The organism is Microcoleus sp. Pol7_B2 (genome assembly GCF_036701035.1).
Lineage (GTDB): Bacteria > Cyanobacteriota > Cyanobacteriia > Cyanobacteriales > Microcoleaceae > Microcoleus.
In genome coordinates, this window is sequence record NZ_JAUBQB010000068.1 from 11,915 (window position 1) to 38,009 (window position 26,095).

The following is a 26,095-nucleotide window of genomic DNA, read 5'->3' on the forward strand; positions in this document are numbered from 1 at the left end:
TGTAAGCCCTTAAAATTCCACATCTTCGCGCTCATTTTCGTCTGTTCTGGGAGTATCCAAACCAGTCGCTGCCCAGCGCATTGTTTCAATGTATTTGGCCAGACTCGCCACAGTCGGAGCCTCAAAAAAATTGCTGACCGATAACTCGACTTGCAAAGCGTCTCGGATGCGAGAAATCAACTGAGTTGCTAGCAGGGAATGCCCGCCTAGTTCAAAGAAATTATCATAGATACTAACCTGCTGTTTTCCCAAAACTTTAGCCCAAATTTTCCCGATCGCCTTTTCGATATCGGTCCGAGGCGCTACATAGTTTTCTGTTATATCCTCGCTATCTGTATCTATATCGGGCAAGGCGCGGCGGTCTACTTTGCCATTAGGCGTCAGTGGCATATTCTCCAATACTGCATAAGTTGCAGGAACCATATATCCTGGTAACTTTTCTTTCAAAAATTGGCGCAATTCACTGGACTTGAGATTGGGAATTTCTAATTGTTTATTAATGCCGTCAGGAACAACATAAGCTACCAAATGTTTATCGTCGGGGATGTCTTCCCTGACGATTACTACTGCTTCGCGCACTTGTGGATGCTGGCACAAAGCCGCTTCAATTTCTCCCAATTCGATGCGATAGCCTCGAATTTTTACTTGGTCGTCAACGCGGCCTAAAAACTCGATGTTGCCGTCAGCTAAATAGCGGCCTAAATCACCTGTTTTATAAAGGCTAGAACCAGATTTATTGCTAAAAGGATTGGGAATGAATGCAGCAGCAGTTAAATCAGGCTGGTTGAGGTAGCCTTTCGCCAATCCGTCACCGCCGACGTACAATTGACCTATAACACCGATCGCCACCGGCTGCAAATCCGCATCGAGGAGATAAATTTGCGTGTTGGCGATCGGGCGGCCGATGGGGATAGATGTTGCGGTTTCGGGTACGTCTTGCACGCAATAATAAGCCGAAAATGTGGTATTTTCTGTAGGCCCGTAAACGTGAATTAATTGAGTAGTTTGCGCCTGTTTTATAACTTTTTTAACCCATCTCCTATCGACCGCTTCTCCGCCAAATAGCAAGCAGCGCAGCGAATTAAAAGCTTGCGGTAAAACTCTAGCAATTTGTTGAAACAAGGCAGTTGTTAAAAACAAAACTGTGATTCCTTGTTGGCGCAGTTCTAAGGCTAAATCGTGAGGCGAAAGGGTAATATTTGTGCTAATTCCCACGAGTTGAGCGCCGTTAAGCAAGGCTCCCCAAATCTCGAATGTGGCTGCATCGAATGAAGCGTTTGATGCTTGGGCAATTTTATCGGTAGGTTCTATTTTTATATAGTTGGTGTTGAGTACCAGCCGATTTACTGCTTTGTGGGTGACAGCAACTCCCTTGGGTTTTCCTGTAGATCCAGATGTGTAAATAACGTAAGCTAGGTTGTCTGCTGTTGCGGTGTTGGCGGGATTTTCGGCGCTTTCTTTGGCTATGTCTTCCCAGTCGCGATCGAAGTAAATCACCGAGTTTGAGAAGTCTCGGAAATTCTCAATCAATTTATCTTGAATTAGCAAGACTTTAACTTGAGCATCTTCCAGCATCAAGTTTAGCCGATCGCGCGGATAGCTCGGATCTAACGGTAGGTAAGCTCCTCCCGCTTTCAGTACAGCCAACATCCCGACAATTAGGTCGATCGATCGCTCTGCACAAAGCCCCACTAAAACCTCCGCCCCCACGCCCATTTTTTGCAGGTAGCGCGCCAGTTGGTTGCTGCGACTGTTAAGTTCTCTGTAAGTCAGGTGCTGGCTGTCGAAAGTTAGGGCGACATCCTCCAGATGCTGCTCAACTCGCTCTTCAAATAACTGATGAATGCACTTATTTTGAGGATAATCTGTCCGAGTATCGTTCCATTCTTTGAATAATTGATTCACTTCATCCTCGCTCAATAAAGGTAAGTTAGCGATTCTTTGTTCTGGATTAGCCACAATGCTTTCCAGCAGCGTTTTAAAATGCCTCAGCATTCGGGCGATCGTAACTTCATCAAATAAATCCGTATTGTACACAGCTAAGCCTCTGAGGCCTTCCGAATCTTCCCAATGTTCGCCGTAACTGCTCCTAAAGTTATCGGAAGCTTCCCACAAATACAGCTCTAAATCAAAGCGCGTTGTTTGAGTCTCCAAAGGAAAAGAACTCAACTTTAATTCGGGCAATTCTAGCTCGTCCACAGGCGAATTTTGCAGTCCGAATACCACCTGAAACAGCGGGTGGCGATTCAACGATCGCTCTGGGTGCAATTCCTCGACTAGCTTCTCAAAAGGCAAGTCTTGGTGAGCGTAAGCTCCCAGGGTTACTTCCCGCACCCGGCCCAAAAAATCTCGAAATGTCGGGTTTCCCGAGCAGTCTGTTCGCAGCACTAAAGTATTAACAAAAAAACCGATTAATGCTTCTATTTCACTGCGGTTGCGATTGGCAATCGGCGAACCGACAACAATATCTTCTTGTTGCGAGTAACGGTAAAGCAAAGTTTGAAATGCTGCGAGCACTGTCATAAATAAAGTCGCTCCTTCTCGCTGCGAGAGCGCTAAAAGTGCGTTTTTCAGCTTTTTAGGCAGTTCTAAATATTGAGTTTTTCCCCGATAATTTTGCATAGGTGGTGCAGGGCGATCTGTAGGCAAATTTAACGCCGAAATCCCGTGCAATTGCTGCCGCCAATAAGCTAGCTGAGTTTCTAATACTTCACCTTGCAACCATTCGCGCTGCCACTCGGCAAAGTCGGCATATTGAAGTGATAATTCTGGTAGGGGAGATGGCTGTTGATTTATCAAAGCTGTATAGATAGCTTCCAGTTCTCGAATTAGTACCCCGATCGACCAATCATCGGAGGCTATGTGGTGCATATTTAGCAAGAGAATATGCTCTGTTTCTTTCAGCCGCAGGATGGTGACTCGCATCAGCGGTCCTGTGGATAAATTGAAAGGGCGAAGAGATTCGGCTGCAGAGAGTTTCTTTGCTTCTGTTTGCCGTTGTTCTGGTGGCAAATCTTGCAAGTCTAATACTTTTAAATTAGTCTTAAAAGCGGGAGAGATTATCTGCACTGGTTGCCCTGATACGGTGGCAAAAGTGGTTCGCAAAGTTTCGTGGCGCTGCACTATTTCGTTGAAGGTTTGCTCTAAGGCTGTTAAGTTGAGGGAACCAGTTAAGCGCAGTGCTGTTACTACATTGTAGAAAGGGTTTTCCGGTGCGAATTGGTCGAGAAACCACAAGCGCTGCTGGGCAAATGAGGCGGGAAAGACAAAGACTTCGCCTTCTGAGGAAATATTCAGTTTTTCTATATCCTTTGTAAAGGAATTGTCATAAATTTCGGATGCCATATCTGTTGCTGTTGGGGGATGAGATGTGTTAATTTTTGGATGGCGCGGGGGTGGCTTTTTCAGGGTGCGATCGCCTCTTAAAACTTTCGCGAGCAAAAGATCGGAACTGTTAAAATCATAAACCTGGGTGCGGGAGTGCGGGAGAAAGGCGGGCAAAAGAAACCGGATTTCTGGCCGCAGCATCAAGTTATCCATTGAGGGGCTAGGAGTGCGACCCCCCAATCAAATTTAGTCGCGGAAGGGCCTCTTAGGCTTGTGATTCGGGTGCAATCGGGTGAGTTAGATGCGAGAATTACCGGGAGCAATCGGTGGAGAGGTCAAGCTGTAGTATGATTTCTAATTGCACAAAGTGTTCTTGGGGCGATTCCCTGCCGGATAGCTTTGCTTCACGCAATTTTCTCACATTTGTAGCTTAGCGACTACTATTGATTCAACAGTGTCCGCAATCTTTTAGAGCCACTCACTAGAACTTGCGACCTGATTTGTCACAATACTTAAGAACACTGAACGTGCAGTTTAAATTAGAGGTTATAGGCTAATGGCGCAGCGGAACGTATACTCGTCAAAGGGCGAGCCAGAGGATGCACAATCAGCAGAAGAAGTCCTCCACTCAGTAATGCAAGAACTGGACGCTTTGCATGAAAATGTCAAAGGCCAGTTAAATCAAGACATTACTCGGCTGCAAACTGAAAAAAATCACCTGATTGAAGATATTGAAGACCTCCGGGAGCAATATCGCAAATTGCAGTCTCAGCAAATGGAATCTCTGTCGGGGCGATACATTCAGCAGCAGCAATTGTGGCTGAAGCAGTTGGCTCAAGTTTTGGCTCACAATTTGCAGGATTTGTTGGTGCAGCGGTTCAACGAACTCAGCGCTAACTCGGGAAATTCTCTCAGCAGCCCGATTCCCAGCGGCGAGTTCCCGATACCCCTGCCGCCGAGCAACTACGACGAACGAGCCTCGCAGTTGCTGGCGGCGCTGGATGAAAGGATCGATCGCAGTTTCCAGATGCTGGAACAAGATTTAACGAGTTACGAAAGCGAGCTTTCCGTGCGGCTCAATAACATGAAAACCCTGGAACTGCAAGGGGAAGAGCTGTTACAAAATCTCGTAAACCGCATCAGGGAAGAACTCGAATCAGAAGAAGAATATCTTGAGAATCCTTTCGATGCTCAAGATTCCTATGTCGAGGAATCAACTAATTCTGTTAATTCTGTTAATTCTGTCCGCCCGCAACTTCTGCCGCCAACACCTGTGGAAACGCCGCGAGAACCCGTTCCACAGCCTTCTTCAGCGCCACCGACGGCACCCGCTAAAGTAGCTTCTCAAGTGCAGACAGGTTTGGTGCTGGCTTTGTCTTCGGCGGTGGTATTGTCGCTGTTTAATGTTTGTTTGAGAATTCTGATTAAAGGCAAAAATCCTCGGGTGGTTTTTGGTTTGTTTGAATTTCCGGGGGTGGTGACTCCGGGTTTTGGAAATTCTTTGTTGATTTTGTTGATGCGGCTGATCGTGGTGATGGCTTTGATGCCGATATTGGCGACATTTCTGTATCCTTCTGTGTGGAAAGATATTAGGCGGTTGTTCCAGTCGGGCGATCGAGCTTTGTGGAGTAAGGTTTTAGGAAGCGCATTTTTTCTGTTTTTGTCTCAGGTTTTGATTTATTTGGCGATCGGCAATATTCCGGCGGGGATTGCGATTACGATTTTCTTTATTTATCCGATCGTCACCGTACTAGGTTCTTGGATATTGTTTGGTTCTCGCCCCAGCACAGTCGGCTTTTTGGCGATAGTCGGGATTACCGCAGGTCTGATTTTAGCTGGGTGGCCGAGTTTTGCGGCCCCAGCTCCGGGCGGCGGCAATGTCGGGGTGGGAGTCACGGCTGCACTAGCTTCTGGGATTACCTTTGCAGGTTACGTATTGCTGACGCAAATGGCCGCGGGCAAGTTGCACCCAATTCCTTTTAGTTTAGTTAATTTCGCCGCGATTTTTGTATTTTCCGCCCTGAGTTTGTGGGTGCCGCTGTCGGACAATTTTGCTCCTAAAATCGACCAAAATGTTTGGCCGGGTTTGATTTTGGGAGGTGTTGTTTTAGGGGTGCTGACGCTGTTTAGCTATCTTTTGAATAATTTTGCCATCCGCTTTGCGGGGGCAGCCTTAGCGTCAGTAATTGGCACTTTGGGGCCGGCAATGACCGCACTCTTCGGTTTTCTAATTATCAATGAGAAGTTACAGCCTGTGGCAATTCTCGGCATGGCTGTGGTGACGTTGAGCGTGGCTGCTATGAGTGTGGAACGCATAGTCGCTCCTCAAAAGAAGGCTAGTTAAGGCAAGAATTTGTCCTTCATAATAGATATCAGAACCCCGACTTTTAAACAGTCGGGGTTCTGATATCTATCCCATTTAAAATCTAAAATCTAAAATCTACTTTACCTATGACTACAGTCATTAAAATAACGCCCAACTTAGAGGAGTTCCTCAAACTTCCAGAAACGGAGCCAGCTTGCGAATATATCAACAAAGAAATCATTCAAAAACCCATGCCTCAAGGTGAACATAGCAGATTGCAAGGTAAGCTTTGCAATGTCATCAACCAAATAGTCGAAACACCAAAGATTGCTTCTGCTTTTCCAGAGTTGCGTTGCACTTTCGGCGGTGTATCACTCGTCCCAGATGTAGCAGTATTCCGGTGGGAAAGAATTCCTTTTCTACCATCGGGTAGAATTGCTAACCGCTTTGAAATTTATCCAGACTGGGCGATTGAAATTCTTTCTCCCGAACAAAGCCAAACAAAAGTGCTTGCTAAATTACTTGCTTGTTCGCAACAAGGCACTGAATTGGGGTGGTTAATGATTCCAGAAGAAGAAAGTGTTTTAGCGGTATTTTCCGGCCAAAGAGTGGAGTTGTACGAAGGTGCAACTGATTTGCCCATACTTAATGGGATTGAGTTAGAATTGACTGTTGAAACAGTTTTTAGCTGGTTGAGTTTTAGTTAAGTTAAAAAGTTTGTGAAGCGGAACTATCCCAAGGGAATCGCCATTCTTAAACAACAGAAACAACCACTCGAAAACCAACAATACTAGCCTTGCAATCGGGCTGATATCTGAGGCGACACGCGCTGCGACAATTCGGAGGATGATCGTTCCAAGAACCCCCCCGCAACAACCTCAGCGAAGAGTCCCCGTCAGACTCCCAAACGCTACCATCCGCAGGCGCACCGTTATAATTATTGTGCCAAGAATCAGCGCACCATTCCCAAACATTTCCGTGGAAATCGTACAATCCGAAAGCATTAGGTTTAAAACTGCCCACATCTGTCGTTTGAAAGCGATAAACTCCCTTGGGCGCGTCAGCGTAATTAGAATTTCCGTTGTAATTGGCTAACTCGCTGGTAATCGTTTCCCCAAAGTGAAACGGCCCCGTAGTTTGCCCCCGGCAAGCATATTCCCATTGCGCTTCGCTAGGCAAGCGATAATTCTTACCAGTTTTGCGAGAAAGTCGATCGCAAAACTCCACTGCCTCGTACCAAGATACATTTTCTACAGGTCGATTTCCCCCTTTAAAACGGGCAGCATCGGGATTGAGAAATATTTTAATTTCCGGCAGCGCCGCAACTGCTTTCCACTGGGCCTGAGTGACTGGAAATTTGCTAATATAGAAAGATCCTAAAGTTACTGGGTGCTGCGGTTTTTCGTCGCTGTCACCCCGATTTTTTGGAGAACCCATGAGGAAAGTACCGCCAGGAACAGATACCATTTCCAGCAGTGTACTGCTACCAAGATGTTCTTCAAAAAAACCCGCTTGCCCGCTGTTAACATTAGTTTGCTTCCCGCGCTTGTCTACTGTCACCACTTGAAATTCAAAAGTGCTTTTCACAGCGGAAATTCTCTGCGGTGCCTTGTTGGGGGGTGGATTGGTGTTGGATTTTCCCCTGGGATTGACAGAGATATTGCTATTGATTTGCCCGCTTTGATTGAGCGGAGTATTAATAGCAAGTGGCCCTCCCTTTGTCACAGCAGAATTTAAAGCAAGTTGCCCTCCCTTTGTCACAGCAGAATTTAAAGCAAGTTGTCCTCCCTTGACAAAATGGGGTTGGGGAGGTAAAGAATAGAGATTTAAAGCTTTGATTACTTCATCAGCCGATTGATATCTATTTTTGAGATAATCTTCAATTAACTTATCTAAAATTTTTGTCAACTCGCTGCTGATTTTTGTGCCGGCTGGCAACCGTTCTCTCCAAATCCAGGAACCGTTGATCGGGTCATAAAGGTCATCTGAACCGTCAACTTTTGGCAAACATTGAGTTAGCAGTCTCAGGCAAGTTATTCCCAAACTGTACAAATCGCTACCGGGGAAAACTTGACCGCGCATTTGTTCTACAGGGGAATATCCGGGCGTTCCTACCGTCGTGCCTACTTTGCTCATTAGGGAGCCCGTCACTTGTTTGGAAATGCCGAAATCTATCAAAACTAACTCTCCCCGCCCTCCCTTTCGGAAAGCTGAATTCCGAAAATTTCCCGCCTTTGGCAGGGAGGAGCTAACAGAGGTGCGGCGCCGCATGATATTCTCAAGTTTGATGTCTCGGTGAATGACATGGCGATCGTGCACAAATTTCAAAATCGGCAGTACATCTGCCAACAACTGCCAAATTTTTTCTTCGCTAAAAACACCCTGCTGAGTTAATTCTGCTAGTAAAGTTTGCCCCTCAATCAACTCTTGTACTAAATAAAGTCGCTTGTCTTGTTCAAAATAAGCAATTAATCGAGGAATTTGGGGATGTTCACCGAGTTCGTAAAGTCGTTTCGCTTCTTCTTTAAACAATTGTGAGGCTTTTTCAAGTGCTGAGGTTCCTTGAAATTGGGGTACAAACTGCTTAATTACGCAGGGATCGTCCATGCGATCCGTATCTACCGCTTCATAAGTTCTCCCAAATCCCCCTTCGCCCAACAGTCGAATCACGCGGTAGCGGTTTCTGAAGAGAGGCGTGAGGTCGGACTGGCCGCAACTTTGACAAAATTTAGAGTTGTCGGGATTGAAAGGATGAGAACACCTGGGATTAGAACAGTAGAACATATCTGGGAAGAAATGATCTGGTTAAGATTATGATATATCTTTTTGGCTTCCTCATGGAATCCTAACAATTAATAATTGGTTATTGACAATTGACCGTAGGGAGGGCATTACCCCCCGCTTGTGTAGCCCCAAGTGAGAAAGTAGAAAGCATAATTTAAAATGCCAATTAATCCAAAGAAAGCGATTTGAGGGCCGAAAATGCCAGCCAGATCAACCGATTTTAGCAACCCGCTTACCGCCGATATTCGTCTGGGGATCTTGGTAATTGCTTTACAGAGGCCAGTATAGTACAACTTGGCGATCGCCCAACCAAAAAGCGATCGCGCTCAAAGAACTATCCGACTATAAACAAAGAAAGCAATTCCATCGCTTCATCGGGGCGTAAGAATTCTACCAGCTCGATCGCCCTTAAAGGCGATCGGGGTAATTTCAACCTAAAATGTCATATTTATACTGCTTCCACCAATTTTCTAAGCGCGCTAAATAACTTTATTTTTGAATACTTTGACTACTAAAATAAGTAACAAAAACAGACCATAGCATGATACTGATACTATTGTTTTGGTGATATTTGGTGATATAAATATGATAAATCCCTGGTCTTTAATCAAGGCAGAGAAACTTGAAACACAAAATGGCATGAAATATAACCTGAATGCCTGCCAATGATCTCTTTTGCCTTTACTAGAAGAAACACTTAGCATCAGACCCGTACCGATTACAGCATTTATACCAATTGAATTGATCCATATTTTAAGCGAAGGATCAAAATGAAAACAAACTACTATAATATACCAAATGAGATAGCACCAGAGAATAGCTTTATCTAATTTGATTTCGTAAAGATATTGAATCAACCCTTTCATAGCACTAGAAATGATTTTATTTTTTCATTTTTATTAATAAATACAACCAGAAAAATTGAATAATTATTAGGGAGGGATAGCCAAAGACCATTATAACTAGATAAAGCGGTTATTTTTAGCTTAAAATTATGTTGCTTAAAGATATTGCAGAGTGCTTTGCCAGCAACATCTTTCATAGAGATAACTCAATTAACTGTTTCTCCGGCGCAAGTTCATTTTTTTGACTGGCGACTTCAAACCAACCCTGAACAGCATCTTTCAGCATCTCTAACAATCGGTTTTTAACTTTTTGATGTAGGTGGAAATCTCGGGATCTGAGGCACTTTTTCCCGAGGCTTCGCCAAGGGTTGCCAGCGCGAACGTGCTGCTGAGAACGGCAACGGTGATGAAGGTCGCAAACTGTCGTTGGGGATGTGCCATCATCGCTTTGGTCGGGTAGAGGCTCGGTTTTTGAGCTGCGGCGGTGTCTTGTCGCTATAGGTAAATGGTAGCCCTCTGTTGCTCTTTAATCTCTCCTCCAACCATTTGGGTTTCTCGCTAAACGAGAGCGACATCGTACCATCCGGAGCAACGCGATACAGCCATTTTGCCCCCGGACAAATAGATGACTTCATCTCGGGAACCGATGGCGGCCATTTTCCGGCTTTGGCTGCTAGTGCTTTGACTTGCAGAATTTTCTGAGTCAGTTCCAAATCCAGCATAGATTTGGCTGCTTTACTGGTTTGGCTGGGTAAATTTGTAGATGTCCTACCTATATAATTCCACCACGCGAAGTCCTTTGCCGGGGCTGAATCAGAAGCGCAAAAATTGTGCTGGCGAGATGCTGCAACCGATCGTTTATAGGCGTGATAAGTATCGATCGCACAAAAGCGAACATAAGGTTTGATCGCCGGCTTGAACCACACCAGGACATGAGATAAAGTCCACTCTAAGATTTTTTCTTGTAAAGTTGGGGGAGCGTTAATTTCCCTCGGAAATGTCTGAAGTAGTGAAAGTATGCCCTGACCACTAGAAGCGCCTGATGCTTCTATTATCGAAGACCACGAGTATTTCCAAACGAAGTCTTGCGAAAATTTGAACTTAGACAAATATTCTCCCTGCAAGGATGTCAATATCGATTCGCGGTAATCGCGTTCCAGCAAGCGCTGCTGCCACTGGGCCGGAAGGCGATCGACTTTCCGCATCACCCCTGCTGGATATTTAGTCACAATCAAACCCACAAGTTGAGCGAGTAGGAGGGGGCTTTCTGTTAAAGGCTGGTTGATTTTCCAGGATACTTCCAGCATTTCTGCTGCTGCTTCCCTCTGACCTTTACGGTATTTTTCTAGAATGTCTAGGGCTAAAACTCGTTGGAAATTAACCTGCCCTAAATAAGGGGGTAGGCGAACCGTAACATCTCCTTCCACAATCCAGGTAATATCTGTTCCCCAGTGCGGCCCTTCATTATTTAAAACCTGCTGGCGAAGTTCTGCTAAAGCCGTTTGCTTGGAGGCGAGATAGCGCTGTAATTTTTCTGAAGGTGGATTTATGGTATCGTTTGGGTTGGCAATCTCAGCGTCTAGGTACTGATTTAATTCTTGAGAGAAACTTCCCCAGGCTGCATTGAGTCCCACTTTAGCGAGGGACGGCGCCAGCTTCAACGCCACATCATTCGGCTCTGTTTTGGGAAACTGTTGGGCAAATGCTGCTAAATCCTGCTCGATTTCTTTTTCCTGCACAGAGGCGATATAGTTGCCACCCACAATCCAGACTGCAAGCATTCCCGCCAACCCAACAGCCGAACCACCCAGAAATTTGAGGCACTTTTTCCGTCTGAACGATGGGTCTTGAATGCCCATAAACTCCTCCTTCGCGCGATCGCACCTGAATATGAGCGCCAGAATCAATTTAAACCATTGTCTTCTCAAATTGCCCGTTCTCGATACTTTTAAAAATTAAATATTGTTAAGACGAATTGGATCAATTGGCGAGATTCATTTGGCGATCGCCCGTAGGTAATTTTGAAGTATTTGGTATTGAGTATTGCGATTGCTAGCAACCTCAACTCATTGCCTCAATTTTTCACCACTACATCAGATCGAGCTGATAATTTTAATCCCTAGGAGGAAACACTAGATATTTGTTTTTTATTGACTGCAAAAATTGCAATTGTATCACAATATGATTACCCCTATCTGCTTGTTATGGAAATAGATCGTGTACCATTTCTGAATCGCCTCCGGCGCACCATGTCCTCTGCGGAAGCTTGGGGGTTTAGTGTGGTTGGATATCTGATGTGGTTTACCTTAGCGCCGTCGATGCAAGCAGAAATTGGCTCCGCATCGCTGTTGGTTTGGATTCCTGGTGTTATCGTCGGAATTCTGTTTAACCTTCAAGTTCAGAGTTTGGGTGAGAAATATCCAGATGTATCTGGAGGAACACCAAATTACATCACGCGATTGCTCCATCGTTACCCTGCCCTTTCCCGCTACTTGGGGATTGCCTACTACTTGGGATGGGTTTCGTTTCCGCCCATTAATGCGATCGTCATCACAGATTTGATCCAATTCCATTTAGAACCGATGGGGCTGAATATTCCAGAAAAAGTGTTTGAGATCGGTTTTACTGCGATCGCTTACTTTTTAGCATTCAGTGGCACCCGCGCCGTCGCCATTCTGCACCTCTTTTTTGTCTTTCCTTCGATCGGCTTTTTACTCCTCTTCTGCGTTCAGGGTTTAGGCTGGCTTGCCTTTTCGCCCCAAAGCCCCGGACTCTTGCCCAGCAGCATTGATGCCATCAGTGTCCAGGACTGGCTGAAATGGTACTTGTTTGCCGCTTATAGCTTCTATGGCTGCGACACAGCTTCATCCTTTGTAGCAGACAGTCTCCACCCAAAAGACACCCTCAAGGCCCTGTCTTGGGTTGCCTGGTTCATGCCTCTGGTGTTTGTGGGTGGCACTTTAGTGTTGGTGCAGTTGGCAACCGCTGCGGGTTTAGAAGGCAATTTGTACGGCAAATTCTTGGTGGCTGCCAAGCCTTTCTGGGGAGACGCTGCCCCTGTCATAGTCACATTGCTGGTTGCGGCTAGCTGTTTGTTGGGCTCTGCGACTAGCGTTTGCAATACGCCCCGCATCCTTTTTCAACTCGCGCAGGATGGGCTGTTGTCTCCAGTGTTTGGCGCAGTGTCCCGTCGGGGTGCCCTAGAACCCGCGCTGCTGCTAACCTTTATCTGTAGTTTAGGATTTTTAGTATGGGGCAACACCACTCGAATTATCGTGGTGTCAGGGGTGAGTTTTTTCATTTCTATCATGGGGTTGCACTTAGGGCTGTGGATGCAGCGCAACGATCCAGTAGTGCGTTGGGGGCGACTATCCTTAGCATTACTGGTGGTGGAGTTCATTTCCCTGGTGGTGGGTGGTGTTGCCTGGGGATGGATGGATTTTGCTCTCGGGTTGCTGTTGCCGTTAGCACTGATCGTGATCGACGCTGCAATTCGGCGGATTCCTTGGACACCTTTGCACTTACCGTGGTGGGATCGACTCCATGCCAAGCCACTAAACCATCCTGAAAACCAAGATTTTGTAGTGCTTCAGATCGGAGTTTTGATTACGCTGATTTGTAGTGCAGCGACAATCAGTTGGCTGATCAGATCTTGGCTGCGGGTAGAAGTCGGAACCAACAATCCCTATCTGATGATTATTGTGTTGATGACGTTGGCATTTGTGGGAGTAGCGATTGCTTGCTGGACAACTCTGCCCCAGGTTGCTGCGATCGAAGAATTAGCTATTTCCTCAACCGCGCAAGCTAAAGAACTGGAGAGGACCCTAAACGAACTGAAAAAAGCCCAGATGCAAGTTATCCAAAGCGAAAAAATGTCTAGCTTGGGACAGTTGGTTGCGGGAATTGCCCATGAAATCAATAACCCGGTCAACTTCATCCACGGTAATCTCACCCACCTGGACGAATATACCCAAAATCTGCTGCAGATGATAGAACTCTATCAACAGCGCCATCCCAGCAACGATCCAGACGTGCAAGCAATGGCAGAGGAAATCGAGTTGGAATTCCTCACTGAAGATATCCCAAAGATAATTTCATCTCTAAGGGTAGGGACCGAGCGAATTCGCGGTATTGTCCTCTCGTTGCGAAACTTTTCTCGTATGGATGAAGCAGACTTCAAAGATGTTGATATTCATGAGGGAATTGAAAGTACATTGCTGATTTTGCAACACCGACTCAAAGATAAACCAGAGTGTCCAGGCGTGGTAACGATCAAAGACTATGGCACATTGCCGAAGGTGGAATGTTTCCCCGGACAACTCAATCAGGTATTCATGAATATTTTGGTTAATGCTCTGGATGCCCTAGAAGAGATGAATAGCAAACGCTCCTATCAGGAGCTTAAAGACACCCCGAACCAGATTACGATTCGGACTTCTGCGATTGACCATCAATGGGTGGAGGTTGCGATCGCTGACAACGGAATCGGTATGCCAGACCGAGTGAAGCAGCGCATTTTTGACCCGTTTTTCACGACCAAACCCATCGGTAAAGGTACGGGTTTGGGGATGTCGATTAGTTATCAAATCATTACTGAAAAACATCGCGGTAAAATCAAGTGTTTTTCTACACCTGGCTCAGGTACTGAGTTTGTGATTCAGATCCCCATTCGGCAACAGACAATTTCAGCATTCCCGATCGCTGCTGAATCTTAACCACTTCGCGTTCAGTGCAGCCCTCAAACAATCTGAGACGGTACAATAATCAATCAGGGTGTCAATTACCGCCAACTGCTCGATCTGAAGCCGTAAGAATCTTAGAAGTGCGATCGCCCCATCAAAAATCGCAATCTTCGCAGAACAAAAACGCTAGAAACCCCAAGAGCGATCCTCTTCGAGGGCTTCGCTAACGCCCAGAATTGAAGGGCGATCGCTCTACTGGCAATTTTAAAGTATTGGGTATTGCGATCGCGATCTAACGACTTGGTTCAGTGGCAGACCGCCCTGCAAGACCCCAAACACACACGCAGAAACAGGGTGGGCTTTCCGCTGCACCCTCATTGTTCGGCGACTGTTGATAACTTCTAGCTCATTTGAGCGAGGTTAATCAATTGTGCCAAAGTGGATAAGTGCTGCACTGTTGCAAAGAAGGGAGTAAAGATTGCATCTTGCGTCATTTCTAAATCTCAAGCTTGCTCATTCTGATGGTTGGTGGGTGATAAAATGCGCGATGTGCTGTGTACAAGGGTTGAAGAAACATAGAGGAGCGAAAATCCAATCAGAGGATGGAACACCTCTAGATGGAGAGGCGTTTTGAGATGAATGCTGACAAATTGCAGCCCAAGCAGCACAGGTAGAGTGGCAGCGAGATGTCGTATTTTGCGTGAGAATGGGGCGAGCGATGACCATCCCCATAATATTAATGACAATCCACAATAGCCTCGCACTAGCCAAACATGAATATTCCACCAGGAAGGGTCATTGAAGTAGGCAACTCCAACTGTTAATAACTGAGCAATCAAGCAGAGGTTAAAGACGATTGAAGTTGTATAAAAACCTATCTGTACCCAATTTCTGGGAGTACGATCGCGATCGATTTCCGAAGTTGTGGTCATGTCAAACTTCCTGTTTTGCTACTTCTAAACTCGATATCCCCTGCAAAAATAAGATTGCCTTATCGACCAACTCAGCCCCCGCTTTTTCTGGCGAACCGACATCAAATGGCGGGGCGGGATTGTACTCCAGTAATAGTTGAATAATCTTGGCTACTTCCTCACCACAAAGGATGCTAGCGATCGTCAGGGCAAAATCGATACCTGCTGTCACGCCTCCACCAGTAATACGATTGCGATCGATTACTATGCGCTCTGTGCCAACCTCAACGCCCAACTTTGCGAGTTGTTGGCGCATTGCCCAGTGAGTCGCCGCTCGATAGCCGAACAGCAGTCCGGTTTTCGCCAGAAATACCGATCCACCGCAGACAGAAGTGATAAATTTGGCGGTGCTGCCTTGTTTGCGAAGAAATGCTAGTATCTCTGGATCGTCTTCTACTGCCCCTTGCTCCAAGCCGCCGCCAATACAGATAACGTCCAAGCGCGGGCAATTTTCAAAGGTGGTATCAGGCAAAACCATCATGCCGTCATCGGTTTTAATCGGATCTAGCGTTTTCCAGATCCGATGAATCTGGACACCTGGCAACGCACTAAAAACTTGCTGGGGTCCCACCATATCCAGCGATGCCATGCCAGGATAAAATACCAAACCAATGATATGCTTTTGTGAGTCAGTCATGAATTCATCTCCTTGGGGCGATTGCGATTAAATCTGTCCTTATAATAAAAGTAGCAACCGACTTCGCCTAGTCCTCGATCGGGTACTCTTTTTGACACCATGACTATGAAAAGTCCCTTGCAGCTTTTATTTGAAGCGATCGACCAGGTAAAGGACGAACAAGATTTGCGATCGCAAGTCGTGCCCAAAATCGGTGAGTATTTTGCAGCTAAAAGATCGGGAATCTTTTTCTTCGATCAACTGCCCTTGGTAGATAGTAATCTTCAGAAAATACTGAAAGTTGGGCTATCGATCGAACACAATCCTGTTGTGCGTTATTTAGCGGAACGTCACGCTCCTGTCCATGAAGCATTGGTGGCATCTCCCAAGGTTTGGACAATAATTTGTCCCCGACCCGATCATTGGCACGTGATGGCGGGACCGATTGTCAGTCGCGGTCAATTAATGGGTGTAGTGGGTTGTACGCGCGATCGGTCAATGCCGGCCTTCGATACAGAAAATCTAGCGGATTTGAGTGCGATTTGTTTGCACTTGTCTGTTTGGGCGGCAACAGTGCGGGAAGCGAAGCTATCCCGTAGGGAATCGCAACACCAACCTTTCAAGACCTCACGCCTAACGCCTCGTGAATTGCAAATTGCCGAATTGGTTGCTTTGGGGCGAACCAACGCAGAAATCGGGAGGGAACTTTGGATTACTGAGAATTCAGTGAAGCAAGCTTTGAAGCGAATGTTCCGTAAGCTTGAGGTTTCGTCTCGTGCAGAAATGGTTGCACAGCTTTCCGCGACAAAACACCATTTGCCAAGCGTAAAAATGTCTCCATCCAACTTGATGCAGAACATCCACCAATAAACTTAACGCTAGAAACCCCAAGAGCGATCCTCTTCGAGGGCTTCGCTAACGCACTTAATTGAAGAGCGATCGCTCTACTGATAATTTTGAAGTATGGGGTATTGCGATCGAGTGTTGGAAACTACAATTCATCAAATGAATGATTAGATATTACTTTGTAGTTTGGGGCAACAATTGATTTAGTGCACCACACAAGTATCCCTTTACCGTGTCTTTACTTGCACCCACCCCACTGGGAAGGGTAAAGATCATCTCAACATTTAATAGATTGCCGTCCATTGAGGCAAATACATCAATTGGCAAAGCACGCTGAAATGCTGTGGCGGGATTTTCGGCTTTCATTACACCTAAGTTCAGATCCGTGCTGAGAGTCTTGATGCCTTCGCGAGGCAAAATGGGTCCTAATTGGGAAAATGCTCTCTCTATCGATAACCCCTCAACCTGAACACGTGCAGAAAAGGCGGCACCATTCAAAAAGTCCCCCTTTTTTTGAAAGCTTTCCTCGCAGGTTGTGGCAACAGCGGGGGTGGCTAAACATATGAGAGGGGTGCATCTCACTTTTGCAAATACATCAAGCGGAAAGTTGACCATTGAGATAAGCACAGCGCAGAGAAAGGATAGAGGAAACACTCTCGATATTCCACTGCGCTCCCGATAGTTTCACTCTCAGTCCAATTCGTTTAATCGTTGATTCCACTGTTCCATAACCGATAGAACTTAAAGATTCTTCTTTATAGTATCGGTAGTTAACTATTCGGTTGCGATGGAACTCTAAATAATTGCAAAAGGTTTTAAATCCTTTTCTTTTCAACTCTTTAAATAAATTGATAACTTCATTGACTTGACCTGACCACAACAGATTTTCTGCTTGCTTTAATCGTTTCAGTGAACCCCCCGCTTTATAGAGATTTTCTTTCAGATGATACCAATCTAAGATTTCTTGTCTTTGTTCAGGGCCTCCTATTTCTTGAAAGAGGTTCCAAATTCCGGGATCCCCATCTCCTATACAATATATAGGATGCAGCAATTTTTGGCTGTTACTCCAATCAATAAAATCTTGATTGTTTTGAAAAAATGCTCCGCAATAAACATTATCTAAACACAGGGCTTTATAATCTTTCCAATAACAGGGTTCACCCTTTTTTTCGTTACGTAGCCTAACTTTTCCTCCATCTAATGTGATTTCTTGAACTCCTTGTTTAGATGTAGGTAATTCAAAATCTTGGATCTTTACCATTCTTTGCAATGTACTATGAGCGACTCGGATTGCTGTGAATGTTTCTAAATCTTTTTCTCCTTTTTGATAAGACTCGTTGGCCCTGATTATCAGAGCACACTTTTCCATCATTGGACTGACTTGACTATAAGGCTTTAACCCGAAATATTCCGCCTGATTGTCTGTCATATTCAGCAACCCGATTAATGATTTTACGGTGCGGCGTCTTCCGGTTTTAATTCCTGATCTTGTTTAAAAAAAAAGGTAGCTAGTTCGGACCCTACTTCTTCTAACATTTTCTGACGTAGAGATTTTTCGATACTTTCAAAACTTGAGAGTTCCGTTGGCTCTGTATTTCTGTAAAGAATTTTGGCTGCCCCTTTTAAGTATGCTTTTAGCTGCTGTTTATCTTCGGGTGTCATTTTCGCCTCATCGTTTTTTTTACGGTTTTACTAGCTTTTTCATTTTAGCTATTTTTTCAGGGATTTGCAAAACTGAGATGCACCCTATGAGAGCTAGAGTCAAGACAAGCGATCGCATATTAGCTTAGTTATAAAAATGAAACGAAACAATCATCAAGATTATGATGATCCCTTATAGGGTTGTTTGGCAAGTGATGCAAATACCTTCGATGGTTTTTAGCATGAGTTGCAGTCCGGTTAGCATTCGCTGCTATCCTAGCAACTCTAGAAACTAGAATAATTAAGGGTAAATACTAAAAGAGCGCTCGTACTTAAGTGAACCTCGTAGTGAATAGAAGGTCGATTTAATGCTCGATTCTCATCTTCCAACCACATTTTACTCGCTTCACGTAAGTTCGCTTGTATGTGGTCTAAAGTTTCTCCTTGAGAATGCGCTCTCTTAGAAACCGGGAACATAGATTACATATAAATCAGGGTAAGAGTCTTTCGGAACCACCGCAGTCAACGTTCTTATGAATTCCAACTCTAACAGCTTGACTTTCAAGCAAAATCCAATAAAATTAAGTTTAGCCTATCTATCACCTACCATACGTGAAATTACTTAGAGAGACGCTCAATGACACTACCTACAGATGCAGCAAGTTTATATCCAATAGGGATACCCAAGAGTCTAGCATTTGGATGTTTCGCACTCAGGTAATCAGCAGCGTGTAAACCATTTTCATCAACTTTAGAGTCGCCTGTTTCTATATCAAGGATGACCATCTTGCCAATATTATCTTCTAACTCAATTTTTGGGGGTATGCTGCTCTCATACAAATGTTTCGCACGACGCGAACACTAGCGCTCGGTCGCAGTGCTGCAAATATGTGGTAGTAGGATGTATAATAGTAAGTTGGAATAATTCATGCTGAAACAGGTAAGCTACTGGGATGTAAAAAACCTGAGTTCTGAAAACTTTAAGCATCTGTGCGAAGTACAGCGAGAGACGTTTAAACAGATGATTGAGTTAGTGCGATCGGATAATTTAGGTGAATGCGCCTTCTTACTTGTCCAACTCCAGCAGAAGTATTATAGATAAATATCCGACCCTGATGCACTTTAGCATTGAATGAGCGGATAAAATATTGCCACTTGCTAATAAGCTGATTCCCTGCTCGTTTAATTTTTCCCAACAGGCGATCGAACATCGCCGTCTCCGATTTCCCTCTATCAATTCTAGGCCAGAATAATCGTACTCATGGAAAAAACGAATATGAAAACCACGCTGCCCGGTTACAAACTATTATCGTTGCCGCTTCATGAAGGTGTCAATACAGTTATTTATCGGGGGGTTCGGGAGTCGGAGCAAACTCAGGTTATAGTAAAAACCCTCAAAGCCGAGTATCCCACAATAGAAGAAATCGCGCGGTTGAGACATGAATATAAAATCCTCAAAACTCTTGACATGGCAGGGATTGTCAAAGCTCACTCTTTACAAAAGCATAATAACGGTCTGGCGCTGATATTAGAAGATTTTGGGGGAAAATCTCTGAAAAACCTAATCGCAGCTAAACACCTTGAAATAAGCGAATTTCTAAGTCTGGCAATTCATTTGGCAGAGACCCTAGCTCAACTGCATGAAAATAAGATTATCCATAAAGATATTAAACCGCAGAATATCATTATCAATTCCAAAACAGATAAAATTAAAATCATAGATTTTAGCATTTCCACGTACCTAGAGCGAGAAAACCAGAGCCTCAGCAATCCCAACTTGCTAGAAGGCACCCCCGCCTATATGTCTCCAGAGCAAACCGGGCGGATGAATCGCTCAATTGACTACCGGACCGACTTTTACTCATTAGGTGTTACCTTTTATGAAATTCTGACTGGGAAGCTGCCGCATCAAGCCACCGACCTCTTGGAATTAATTCACTGCCATATCGCTAAAAGACCAGTGCCACCCCATGAGCATATCGGTGAGATTCCCGAAGCGATTTCTGACATCGTAATGAAATTATTAGCCAAAACCGCTGAAGACAGATACCAAAGCGCCCTGGGGCTAAAAGCTGACCTAGAAATGTGCCGTCATCAACTGCAAACGCATGCGAAAATTGGCAACTTTCCCATTGGTAAGAGGGATAAATTTGGACAATTTCTTATCCCGCAAAAACTATATGGCCGCGAGCAAGAAGTAGCCACTTTGATGGAAGCCTTTGAGCGAGTCTCCGGCGGAAACAGCGAAATGATGCTAGTGAGCGGTTACTCAGGAATTGGCAAATCTTCCTTAGTGAATGAAGTTCAAAAACCCATTCTCCGGCAGCGCGGCTATTTTATATCCGGTAAATTTGACCAATTAAAGCGAAATATTCCTTATGCTTCATTGATTCAAGCTTTCGCAGGCTTGATGCGACATCTGTTAACCGAAAGTTCGGAAAAACTAGCGATTTGGAAACAGCAACTTTTAGAAGCATTAGGCTCCAATGGTCAAGTTATAGTAGATGTCATTCCCGAAGTCGAATTGATTGTCGGCCCTCAAATAGCTGTTCCGCAATTAGGGCCATCTGAATCCGAGAATCGCTTTAATCGCGTGTTTAAAGAATTCATTCATGTATTTACTAAACCCTCACACCCCCTCGTCGTCTTTTTGGATGACTTACAGTGGGCAGATTCGGCATCGCTCAAGTTGATTCATCTGCTTATTTGTGACCCTGACAGCCAATATTTACTGCTGATGGGAGCCTATCGAGATAATGAAGTTAGTCCGACGCATCCGTTGATGCTGACGTTGGAGGAGATTCAAAAGAATGGGGCGGTTGTAAATAATATCACCCTCCGTCCTTTGGATATTGGCAACGTCAGCTTGCTGGTAGCGGATACCCTGAATGAGTCTTCCGCTCGGAGAAACCGGATTTCTGAATTGTCCGAGCTACTTTTCAATAAAACTCAGGGGAATCCTTTCTTCTTGACTCAGATGTTCGCTACTCTGCATCAAGAAAAGCTATTGACCTTTGAATTCAGTGCTGGGTGCTGGCATTGGTCATTGAACCAAATTCAAGCAGTAGGCATCACGGATTATAATGTCGTCGAACTGATTGCCAGAAATATTCAAAAACTCCCGGAGGAGACGCAGGAGGTCTTAAAATTAGCCGCCTGTATTGGAGACAAGTTTAATTTAGACGTTTTGGCTATTGTCAATGAAAAATCTCAGTCGGAAACGGCAACTGATTTGTGGGAAGCGCTTCAGGCTGGCTTGGTTTTGCCCCTGAGCGAAGCCTACAAAATCCCTCTCGTTTTTACCTCCGATGAAATGAGCAGGGAAGGAAATGAGACAATAGCTCCAGATTCTCCTCTGCTATCATGCTCACCTGGTCCTTTGCCTTACAGCCATCACGCGCCTATCGCTTACAAATTTCTCCATGACCGGGTGCAGCAAGCGGCGTATTCTCTTATTCCCGAATCTCAGAAACAACAGACCCACCTAAAAATTGGTGAACTGCTACTGCAGCATACTCCAGCAGACGAGATTGAAGAAAATATTTTTGAGATTGTCAATCAGTTAAATGTTGGGGCTGACTTCATCACCGATCAGCCCAAAAAAGATCGTCTAGCCCGATTAAATTTAATAGCTGGTCGAAAAGCCAAAGCAGCGTCAGCTTATGAAGCTGCTGTCACGCAACTAAGAGTAGGGTTAGAACTGTTGGCAGAAAACAGTTGGCAGAGTAACTACGATCTGACACTAGCACTCTATGTAGAAGCGGTGGAAGCAGAATATATTAATACCAATTACGAAAAGTCAGCAATTCTTGCTGAAGTTGTTCTGCAACAAGCTAGCACTCTGCTCGAAAAAGTGAAAGTATACGAGCTACAAATCCAGTATTATATGGCCCAAAATCAGATGTTAAAAGCCATTAATACTGGGCTGCAAGTGCTCGATATGCTGGGTGTTTCTTTGTCAAATGACGAGGGTAACGGGGATTTTCTGGTTGAGTTGCCAGATATCGCAGACTTAGACAATATCCCAGAGATGACAGACCCTTACAAAATAGCGGCTTTAAGTATACTGACTTCTCTTATTTCTCCTGTTGTTACTGCTAATCCCGCAATTTTGACCCCACTTGCAGTGACTTTGGTTAAAATCTGCATGGAGTATGGTCATTCGCCTTTTGCTGCTTTTGCGTATGCTTTTTATAGTGTAATATTGTGCTCGGTAATAGGGGATATAGATGCCGCATATCAGTCGGGTAACTTGGGATTAACGTTGTTGAATAAATTTAATGCTAACTCGCTTAAATGTAAAGTTAATCAATTATTTTATGGCTTGGTTATACACTGGAAAGAGCCAGCTCAAAAAGCTTTAGTCCCCTTACTGTCAGCGTTTCAAAGTGGAGTGGAAACTGGAGATATAGAATATGCCGGTTATTGTGTTACTGTCTATTGTGCGAGCATATTTTTAACGGGCGAACGATTAGACATTGTAGAAGAGGAACAAGAGCAATATCTTGATTTAGCGCTCAAACTAAAACAAGATTATTCTATCTATTACATCCAGATATTTCACCAATTGACGCTAAATCTTCAAAATGAATCTGAGACCCAATGTCAGTTGGCAGGCAAAAGTTTTAATGAAACACAAATGTTGCCTGTTTTTATTGAAACTAACAATAGAATTTTGCTGTTTATAACTTATCTAGCCAAGACAATTCTATTATATCTATTTAAAGAACCAAAGAATGCCGTTGCCAATGCCAGTTTAGCCGCCGAACACGCCGTCAGCGTGATGGGAATGGTAGTTTCTGCTCCTCACAACTTCTATTATTCCCTCGCTCTACTCGCTGTTTATCCTCAAGCTTCAGACGCCGAACAACAGCAATACATCAGCTTAGTTGAAGCTAATCAAGAAAAAATGCAGAAATGGGCATTTCATGCCCCGTCTAACTTCCAGCATAAGTACGAATTAGTGGAGGCGGAGAAAGCGCGGGTATTGGGTAAAATTGGCAAAGCGATGGAGTATTATGACGCTAGCATTCAAGGAGCCAGAGAACAGGGATACATTCAGGAAGAAGCCCTAGCTAATGAACGGGCTGCGGAGTTTTATTTTTCTCGCGGGCGGGAGAAGATAGCGGAGATTTATTTGACGGATGCTTACTATGGCTATGTTCGCTGGGGAGCGAAAGCAAAAGTGCAGGATTTATCAGAAGAATATCCTGAATTCTTCTCGCGAATACTGACTAAAGAAGCCGCCAGCTTCGACGTATCGCGGACGACGTGTTCGACGACTACGGGGAGTTTTGCAGCACTGGATTTCGCCTCTGTGATGAAATCTTCTCAAGCTATTTCTGGCGAAATTGTTCTGGAAAGTCTGCTTTCTAAGTTATTGAAAATTGCGATTGAGAATGCTGGGGCTGAAAAAAGCTACTTAATTTTAGAAAAAGATGGTCAACTGGTAGTAGAAGGGACGGCAAGCATAGATAATGATGAGGTAATAGTGCTGCAATCCACACCGATAGAAATGAGTCAAAAACTGCCGTTTTCTATCCTAAATTATGTGGCTAGAACTCAGAAAAATGTGGTTTTAAATGATGCGATCCAGGAGGGAATTTTTACAAGGGATAGCTATATCGTCCGCGCCCAACCGAAGTCTGTTTTATGTATGCCTGTTGTCCATAAAGGAAAGCTTATTGGTCTGCTTTACTTGGAAAATAATCTGACAAGGAGTGCGTTTACTCCCGATCGTCTGGAAGTTTTAACCGTGCTCTGTTCTCAAGCGGCAATTTCCCTGGAAAATGCCCGACTCTATGCCAATTTGTCTGAGGCGACTGACAACCTGAAACAAGCCAATGAGCAATTAGAAGATTACAGCCGGACTTTAGAACATAAGGTGGAAGAGAGGACGCAGGAATTAAAGGAAAAAAATCTGCTTCTGAGTCAGGAAATTCGCGATCGCGTTCAGATAGAGCAAGCTCTGCGACTATCGGAAGCGCAATTAAAAAAACAAGCCGAACAACTAGAGCTTTCTTTCCAAGAACTCAAGCGCACCCAGACCCAGCTAATTCAGACTGAGAAAATGTCCTCCCTCGGACAGATGGTGGCAGGGGTTGCCCACGAAATCAATAACCCGATTAACTTCATATATGGCAACCTAACTCACGTCAGGACTTACTGTGAAGACATACTAGGACTGGTGAAACTCTATCAAGAACAATACCCCTATCCCACAGCAGCGATTGTTGAGGATATTGAGGCAATCGAATTAGATTTCTTGATGGAAGACTTACCCAAAGTGCTGGATTCGATGAAGGTGGGGGCAGACCGAATTCGCGAAATTGTCCTCTCCCTGCGAAACTTCTCGCGACTGGATGAAGCGGAAATGAAAGAGGTCGATATCCATGAGGGCATCGATAACACCCTATTGATTTTGCAGCACCGACTGCAAGCCAAATTAGACCAGCCTGCTATTCAAATAATTAAAGAGTACGGCCCGCTGCCGCTGGTGGAGTGCTATGCGGGCCAACTGAACCAGGTGTTTGTAAATTTACTGGCGAATGCGATTGACACTCTTCATGACCAAAGGGGGGCGCGCACGATCGCAATTCGCACCTCAGTGGGGTATGGGCAAGAAGAAAAATCCCCGATTTCCAATCCCCCCCTTGCGAAAAGCTCTACATCTTCTTCGGCTGAGGTGGATTCCTCCAAGCTCGGCGCGACCCGCAAAGCTCCCCAATTTGTTGTGATTCGCATTTGCGACAATGGCCCCGGTATGACAGAGGAAGTGAACCGGCGGCTGTTCGACCCGTTCTTCACGACGAAACCCGTAGGGAAGGGCACGGGTCTGGGGCTGTCAATCAGCTACCAGATTGTGGTAGAAAAACACCGGGGACAGTTGAACTGTGTTTCTCATCCCGGTCAGGGAGCAGAGTTCATCATTCAGATTCCTATTAGACACGACTCTCAAAAATTGGCTTTGCAAAGCCAAACCTGATGAGTAGTTGTTATTGCTATTTCCTGTAGTCCTAAACAGACAATGAGCAGTTCTAGTGATGAATAGAAATCTTGAAAAAGTCTGGGCGCAATTCCTTCTCATCGCCTCTAATTCTATTCATATTTATGAATATTTTAAACGGGAGTAAGTTCATAATTATAAATTATAGCTATCAGTTACACTGTAAATATGATACCTCACTTACTCCGGGCGATCGCCCTTAACATAGAGCGCACTCTCCGTATAACAACAATAAGGCTAGAAACTAAAAGAGCGATCGCAATACCGAATGGAAGGGCGATCGACCAAATGGTAATTTTAAAGTATTGGGTATTGCGATCGCTCTTCGGCGGGACTCGGTTCTGAGGCTTCCAGAAAACTTTGCAATCTGACACTGGGTTTTGGTCAGTCCACTTCACGAGATTTTTCAGCGGCTGTTGATAACTACACTTCTAGCGAGCGTGGTGTTCGCCTAGCATACCAGGCATGAATCAGAAGGGTCTGTAAGAACAATACGGGTGTATCAAAGCCGCTGGAGGCAATTATTGATTCGACTTCAATTGGCGGTAGCACAGCAGTATTTCGACCATAAGAATCACGAAACTTTTCAATCTCCTCAGCAGGCACTTCGGAATACCTCAGCATTCGCACCCAAACCTCGGAAAGGCTTTGGTACGCTGAAGTAGACATATCGGAAGCTAGATCCGCACTGACCAAATATCCGTTAGGGCAAAGTCGTGAAGCAATTTGACTAAAAAAGTTGCGCCGCTCATCTTGTTGCATAAAGAAGTGAGAAACCAGAAGGCAAGTCGCCGCATCGAAAGAGTGCGATGCGGGCAGTGAATCGAGATAGCCTTCGTGAAAAGTGCAACGTGAGGCGATACCACACTCTTCGGCGCGTTGGCGACAGATGTCAAGCATCGGTGCCGCAGGCTCTACCGCAGTAAACTGCCACTGTGGAAACGCTTGAGCCAGATAAATCAATTCCAAGCCTGTTCCCGCACCGACACACAGAATCCAATACGGTTCAGTTAAGAGCTATGCAGTGCTTAAAACAATAAATACAGGAGGATTCATTATTATTCCAGTACCT

17 protein-coding genes are annotated in these 26,095 nt (G+C 44.9%); 7 read left to right on the forward strand and 10 right to left on the reverse strand.

Features of this window, described 5'->3' with window-relative positions; all coding sequences use genetic code 11:
* Positions 1–9: 9 nt before the first annotated feature.
* Entirely contained in the window at positions 10–3,540 is a 3,531-nt protein-coding gene (locus tag QUA57_RS21665; RefSeq protein WP_333063529.1) for an amino acid adenylation domain-containing protein, read from the reverse strand.
* 343 nt (positions 3,541–3,883) lie between these two features.
* Here QUA57_RS21665 and QUA57_RS21670 point away from each other — a divergent pair, with 343 nt between their 5' ends.
* A complete protein-coding gene (locus QUA57_RS21670; RefSeq protein WP_333063528.1) occupies positions 3,884–5,671 on the forward strand; it encodes an EamA family transporter in 1,788 nt (595 codons plus the stop codon).
* Positions 5,672–5,778: 107 nt separating this feature from the next.
* The gene (locus QUA57_RS21675) at positions 5,779–6,339 is read left to right on the forward strand and encodes a Uma2 family endonuclease (RefSeq protein WP_333063526.1); all 561 of its coding nucleotides are present in this window, start codon (positions 5,779–5,781) and stop codon (positions 6,337–6,339) included.
* A gap of 46 nt (positions 6,340–6,385) precedes the next feature.
* Here the strand turns inward: QUA57_RS21675 and QUA57_RS21680 are convergent, their stop codons facing one another.
* The 3 genes from QUA57_RS21680 to QUA57_RS21690 form a co-directional block, all read right to left on the reverse strand.
* Positions 6,386–8,416 carry a bifunctional serine/threonine-protein kinase/formylglycine-generating enzyme family protein gene (locus QUA57_RS21680; RefSeq protein WP_333063525.1) on the reverse strand — a complete coding sequence of 677 codons (2,031 nt, stop codon included), beginning with the start codon at positions 8,414–8,416 and terminating at the stop codon, positions 6,386–6,388.
* Positions 8,417–9,278: 862 nt separating this feature from the next.
* Positions 9,279–9,458, reverse strand: a complete 180-nt coding sequence (locus QUA57_RS21685; RefSeq protein WP_333063524.1) for a hypothetical protein — start codon at positions 9,456–9,458, stop codon at positions 9,279–9,281.
* 243 nt (positions 9,459–9,701) lie between these two features.
* On the reverse strand, positions 9,702–11,120 hold the full coding sequence (locus tag QUA57_RS21690) for a hypothetical protein (RefSeq protein ID WP_333063523.1): 1,419 nt from the start codon (positions 11,118–11,120) through the stop codon (positions 9,702–9,704).
* A gap of 345 nt (positions 11,121–11,465) precedes the next feature.
* Between QUA57_RS21690 and QUA57_RS21695 the strand changes: the two genes are divergently transcribed.
* Complete coding sequence (locus tag QUA57_RS21695) at positions 11,466–13,976, forward strand: ATP-binding protein (protein ID WP_333063522.1); 2,511 nt, start codon at positions 11,466–11,468, stop codon at positions 13,974–13,976.
* Positions 13,977–14,446: 470 nt separating this feature from the next.
* Here the strand turns inward: QUA57_RS21695 and QUA57_RS21700 are convergent, their stop codons facing one another.
* On the reverse strand, positions 14,447–14,875 hold the full coding sequence (locus QUA57_RS21700; protein WP_333063521.1) for a DUF6220 domain-containing protein: 429 nt from the start codon (positions 14,873–14,875) through the stop codon (positions 14,447–14,449).
* A gap of 1 nt (position 14,876) precedes the next feature.
* Positions 14,877–15,551, reverse strand: coding sequence for a DJ-1/PfpI family protein (locus QUA57_RS21705; RefSeq protein WP_333063520.1), 675 nt, complete (start codon positions 15,549–15,551; stop codon positions 14,877–14,879).
* 99 nt (positions 15,552–15,650) lie between these two features.
* Here QUA57_RS21705 and QUA57_RS21710 point away from each other — a divergent pair, with 99 nt between their 5' ends.
* Entirely contained in the window at positions 15,651–16,400 is a 750-nt protein-coding gene (locus tag QUA57_RS21710) for a LuxR C-terminal-related transcriptional regulator (RefSeq protein ID WP_333063518.1), read from the forward strand.
* A 150-nt stretch (positions 16,401–16,550) separates the two neighbouring features.
* Here the strand turns inward: QUA57_RS21710 and QUA57_RS21715 are convergent, their stop codons facing one another.
* The 3 genes from QUA57_RS21715 to QUA57_RS21725 form a co-directional block, all read right to left on the reverse strand.
* Positions 16,551–16,991 carry a hypothetical protein gene (locus QUA57_RS21715; protein WP_333063517.1) on the reverse strand — a complete coding sequence of 147 codons (441 nt, stop codon included), beginning with the start codon at positions 16,989–16,991 and terminating at the stop codon, positions 16,551–16,553.
* A protein-coding gene (locus QUA57_RS21720; protein WP_333063516.1) for an ISKra4 family transposase occupies positions 16,972–18,038 on the reverse strand; the annotation gives its coding sequence in 2 pieces (ribosomal slippage) (positions 16,972–17,870 and positions 17,870–18,038; 1,068 coding nt in all). Before QUA57_RS21720 ends, QUA57_RS21715 begins: the two co-directional genes overlap by 20 nt.
* A gap of 597 nt (positions 18,039–18,635) precedes the next feature.
* A complete protein-coding gene (locus QUA57_RS21725; protein WP_333037160.1) occupies positions 18,636–18,857 on the reverse strand; it encodes a hypothetical protein in 222 nt (73 codons plus the stop codon).
* An 88-nt stretch (positions 18,858–18,945) separates the two neighbouring features.
* Between QUA57_RS21725 and QUA57_RS21730 the strand changes: the two genes are divergently transcribed.
* From QUA57_RS21730 to QUA57_RS21740, 3 genes are all read left to right on the forward strand, one after another.
* Positions 18,946–19,119 (forward strand): hypothetical protein, encoded by a 174-nt coding sequence (locus QUA57_RS21730; RefSeq protein ID WP_333063515.1) that lies wholly within the window; start codon positions 18,946–18,948, stop codon positions 19,117–19,119.
* 174 nt (positions 19,120–19,293) lie between these two features.
* Positions 19,294–25,002 carry an AAA family ATPase gene (locus QUA57_RS21735; protein WP_333063514.1) on the forward strand — a complete coding sequence of 1,903 codons (5,709 nt, stop codon included), beginning with the start codon at positions 19,294–19,296 and terminating at the stop codon, positions 25,000–25,002.
* A 189-nt stretch (positions 25,003–25,191) separates the two neighbouring features.
* Positions 25,192–25,368: a hypothetical protein gene (locus tag QUA57_RS21740; protein ID WP_333063513.1), complete on the forward strand. Its 177-nt coding sequence runs from the start codon at positions 25,192–25,194 to the stop codon at positions 25,366–25,368.
* Between the two features lie 78 nt (positions 25,369–25,446).
* Here the strand turns inward: QUA57_RS21740 and QUA57_RS21745 are convergent, their stop codons facing one another.
* Positions 25,447–26,019: a class I SAM-dependent methyltransferase gene (locus QUA57_RS21745; protein ID WP_333251323.1), complete on the reverse strand. Its 573-nt coding sequence runs from the start codon at positions 26,017–26,019 to the stop codon at positions 25,447–25,449.
* Between the last annotated feature and the right edge of the window lie 76 nt (positions 26,020–26,095).

What these genes read in the sequence shown, in the direction of transcription:
- QUA57_RS21670 (WP_333063528.1), top strand. Translation starts at nt 3,884, where the DNA reads ATGGCGCAGCGGAACGTATACTCGTCAAAGGGCGAGCCAGAGGATGCA.
- QUA57_RS21685 (WP_333063524.1), bottom strand. Translation starts at nt 9,458, where the DNA reads ATGAAAGATGTTGCTGGCAAAGCACTCTGCAATATCTTTAAGCAACAT.
- QUA57_RS21710 (WP_333063518.1), top strand. Translation starts at nt 15,651, where the DNA reads ATGACTATGAAAAGTCCCTTGCAGCTTTTATTTGAAGCGATCGACCAG.
- QUA57_RS21690 (WP_333063523.1), bottom strand. Translation starts at nt 11,120, where the DNA reads ATGGGCATTCAAGACCCATCGTTCAGACGGAAAAAGTGCCTCAAATTT.
- QUA57_RS21675 (WP_333063526.1), top strand. Translation starts at nt 5,779, where the DNA reads ATGACTACAGTCATTAAAATAACGCCCAACTTAGAGGAGTTCCTCAAA.
- QUA57_RS21730 (WP_333063515.1), top strand. Translation starts at nt 18,946, where the DNA reads ATGCTGAAACAGGTAAGCTACTGGGATGTAAAAAACCTGAGTTCTGAA.
- QUA57_RS21700 (WP_333063521.1), bottom strand. Translation starts at nt 14,875, where the DNA reads ATGACCACAACTTCGGAAATCGATCGCGATCGTACTCCCAGAAATTGG.
- QUA57_RS21715 (WP_333063517.1), bottom strand. Translation starts at nt 16,991, where the DNA reads ATGGTCAACTTTCCGCTTGATGTATTTGCAAAAGTGAGATGCACCCCT.
- QUA57_RS21705 (WP_333063520.1), bottom strand. Translation starts at nt 15,551, where the DNA reads ATGACTGACTCACAAAAGCATATCATTGGTTTGGTATTTTATCCTGGC.
- QUA57_RS21740 (WP_333063513.1), top strand. Translation starts at nt 25,192, where the DNA reads ATGATACCTCACTTACTCCGGGCGATCGCCCTTAACATAGAGCGCACT.
- QUA57_RS21695 (WP_333063522.1), top strand. Translation starts at nt 11,466, where the DNA reads ATGGAAATAGATCGTGTACCATTTCTGAATCGCCTCCGGCGCACCATG.
- QUA57_RS21680 (WP_333063525.1), bottom strand. Translation starts at nt 8,416, where the DNA reads ATGTTCTACTGTTCTAATCCCAGGTGTTCTCATCCTTTCAATCCCGAC.
- QUA57_RS21735 (WP_333063514.1), top strand. Translation starts at nt 19,294, where the DNA reads ATGAAAACCACGCTGCCCGGTTACAAACTATTATCGTTGCCGCTTCAT.
- QUA57_RS21665 (WP_333063529.1), bottom strand. Translation starts at nt 3,540, where the DNA reads ATGGATAACTTGATGCTGCGGCCAGAAATCCGGTTTCTTTTGCCCGCC.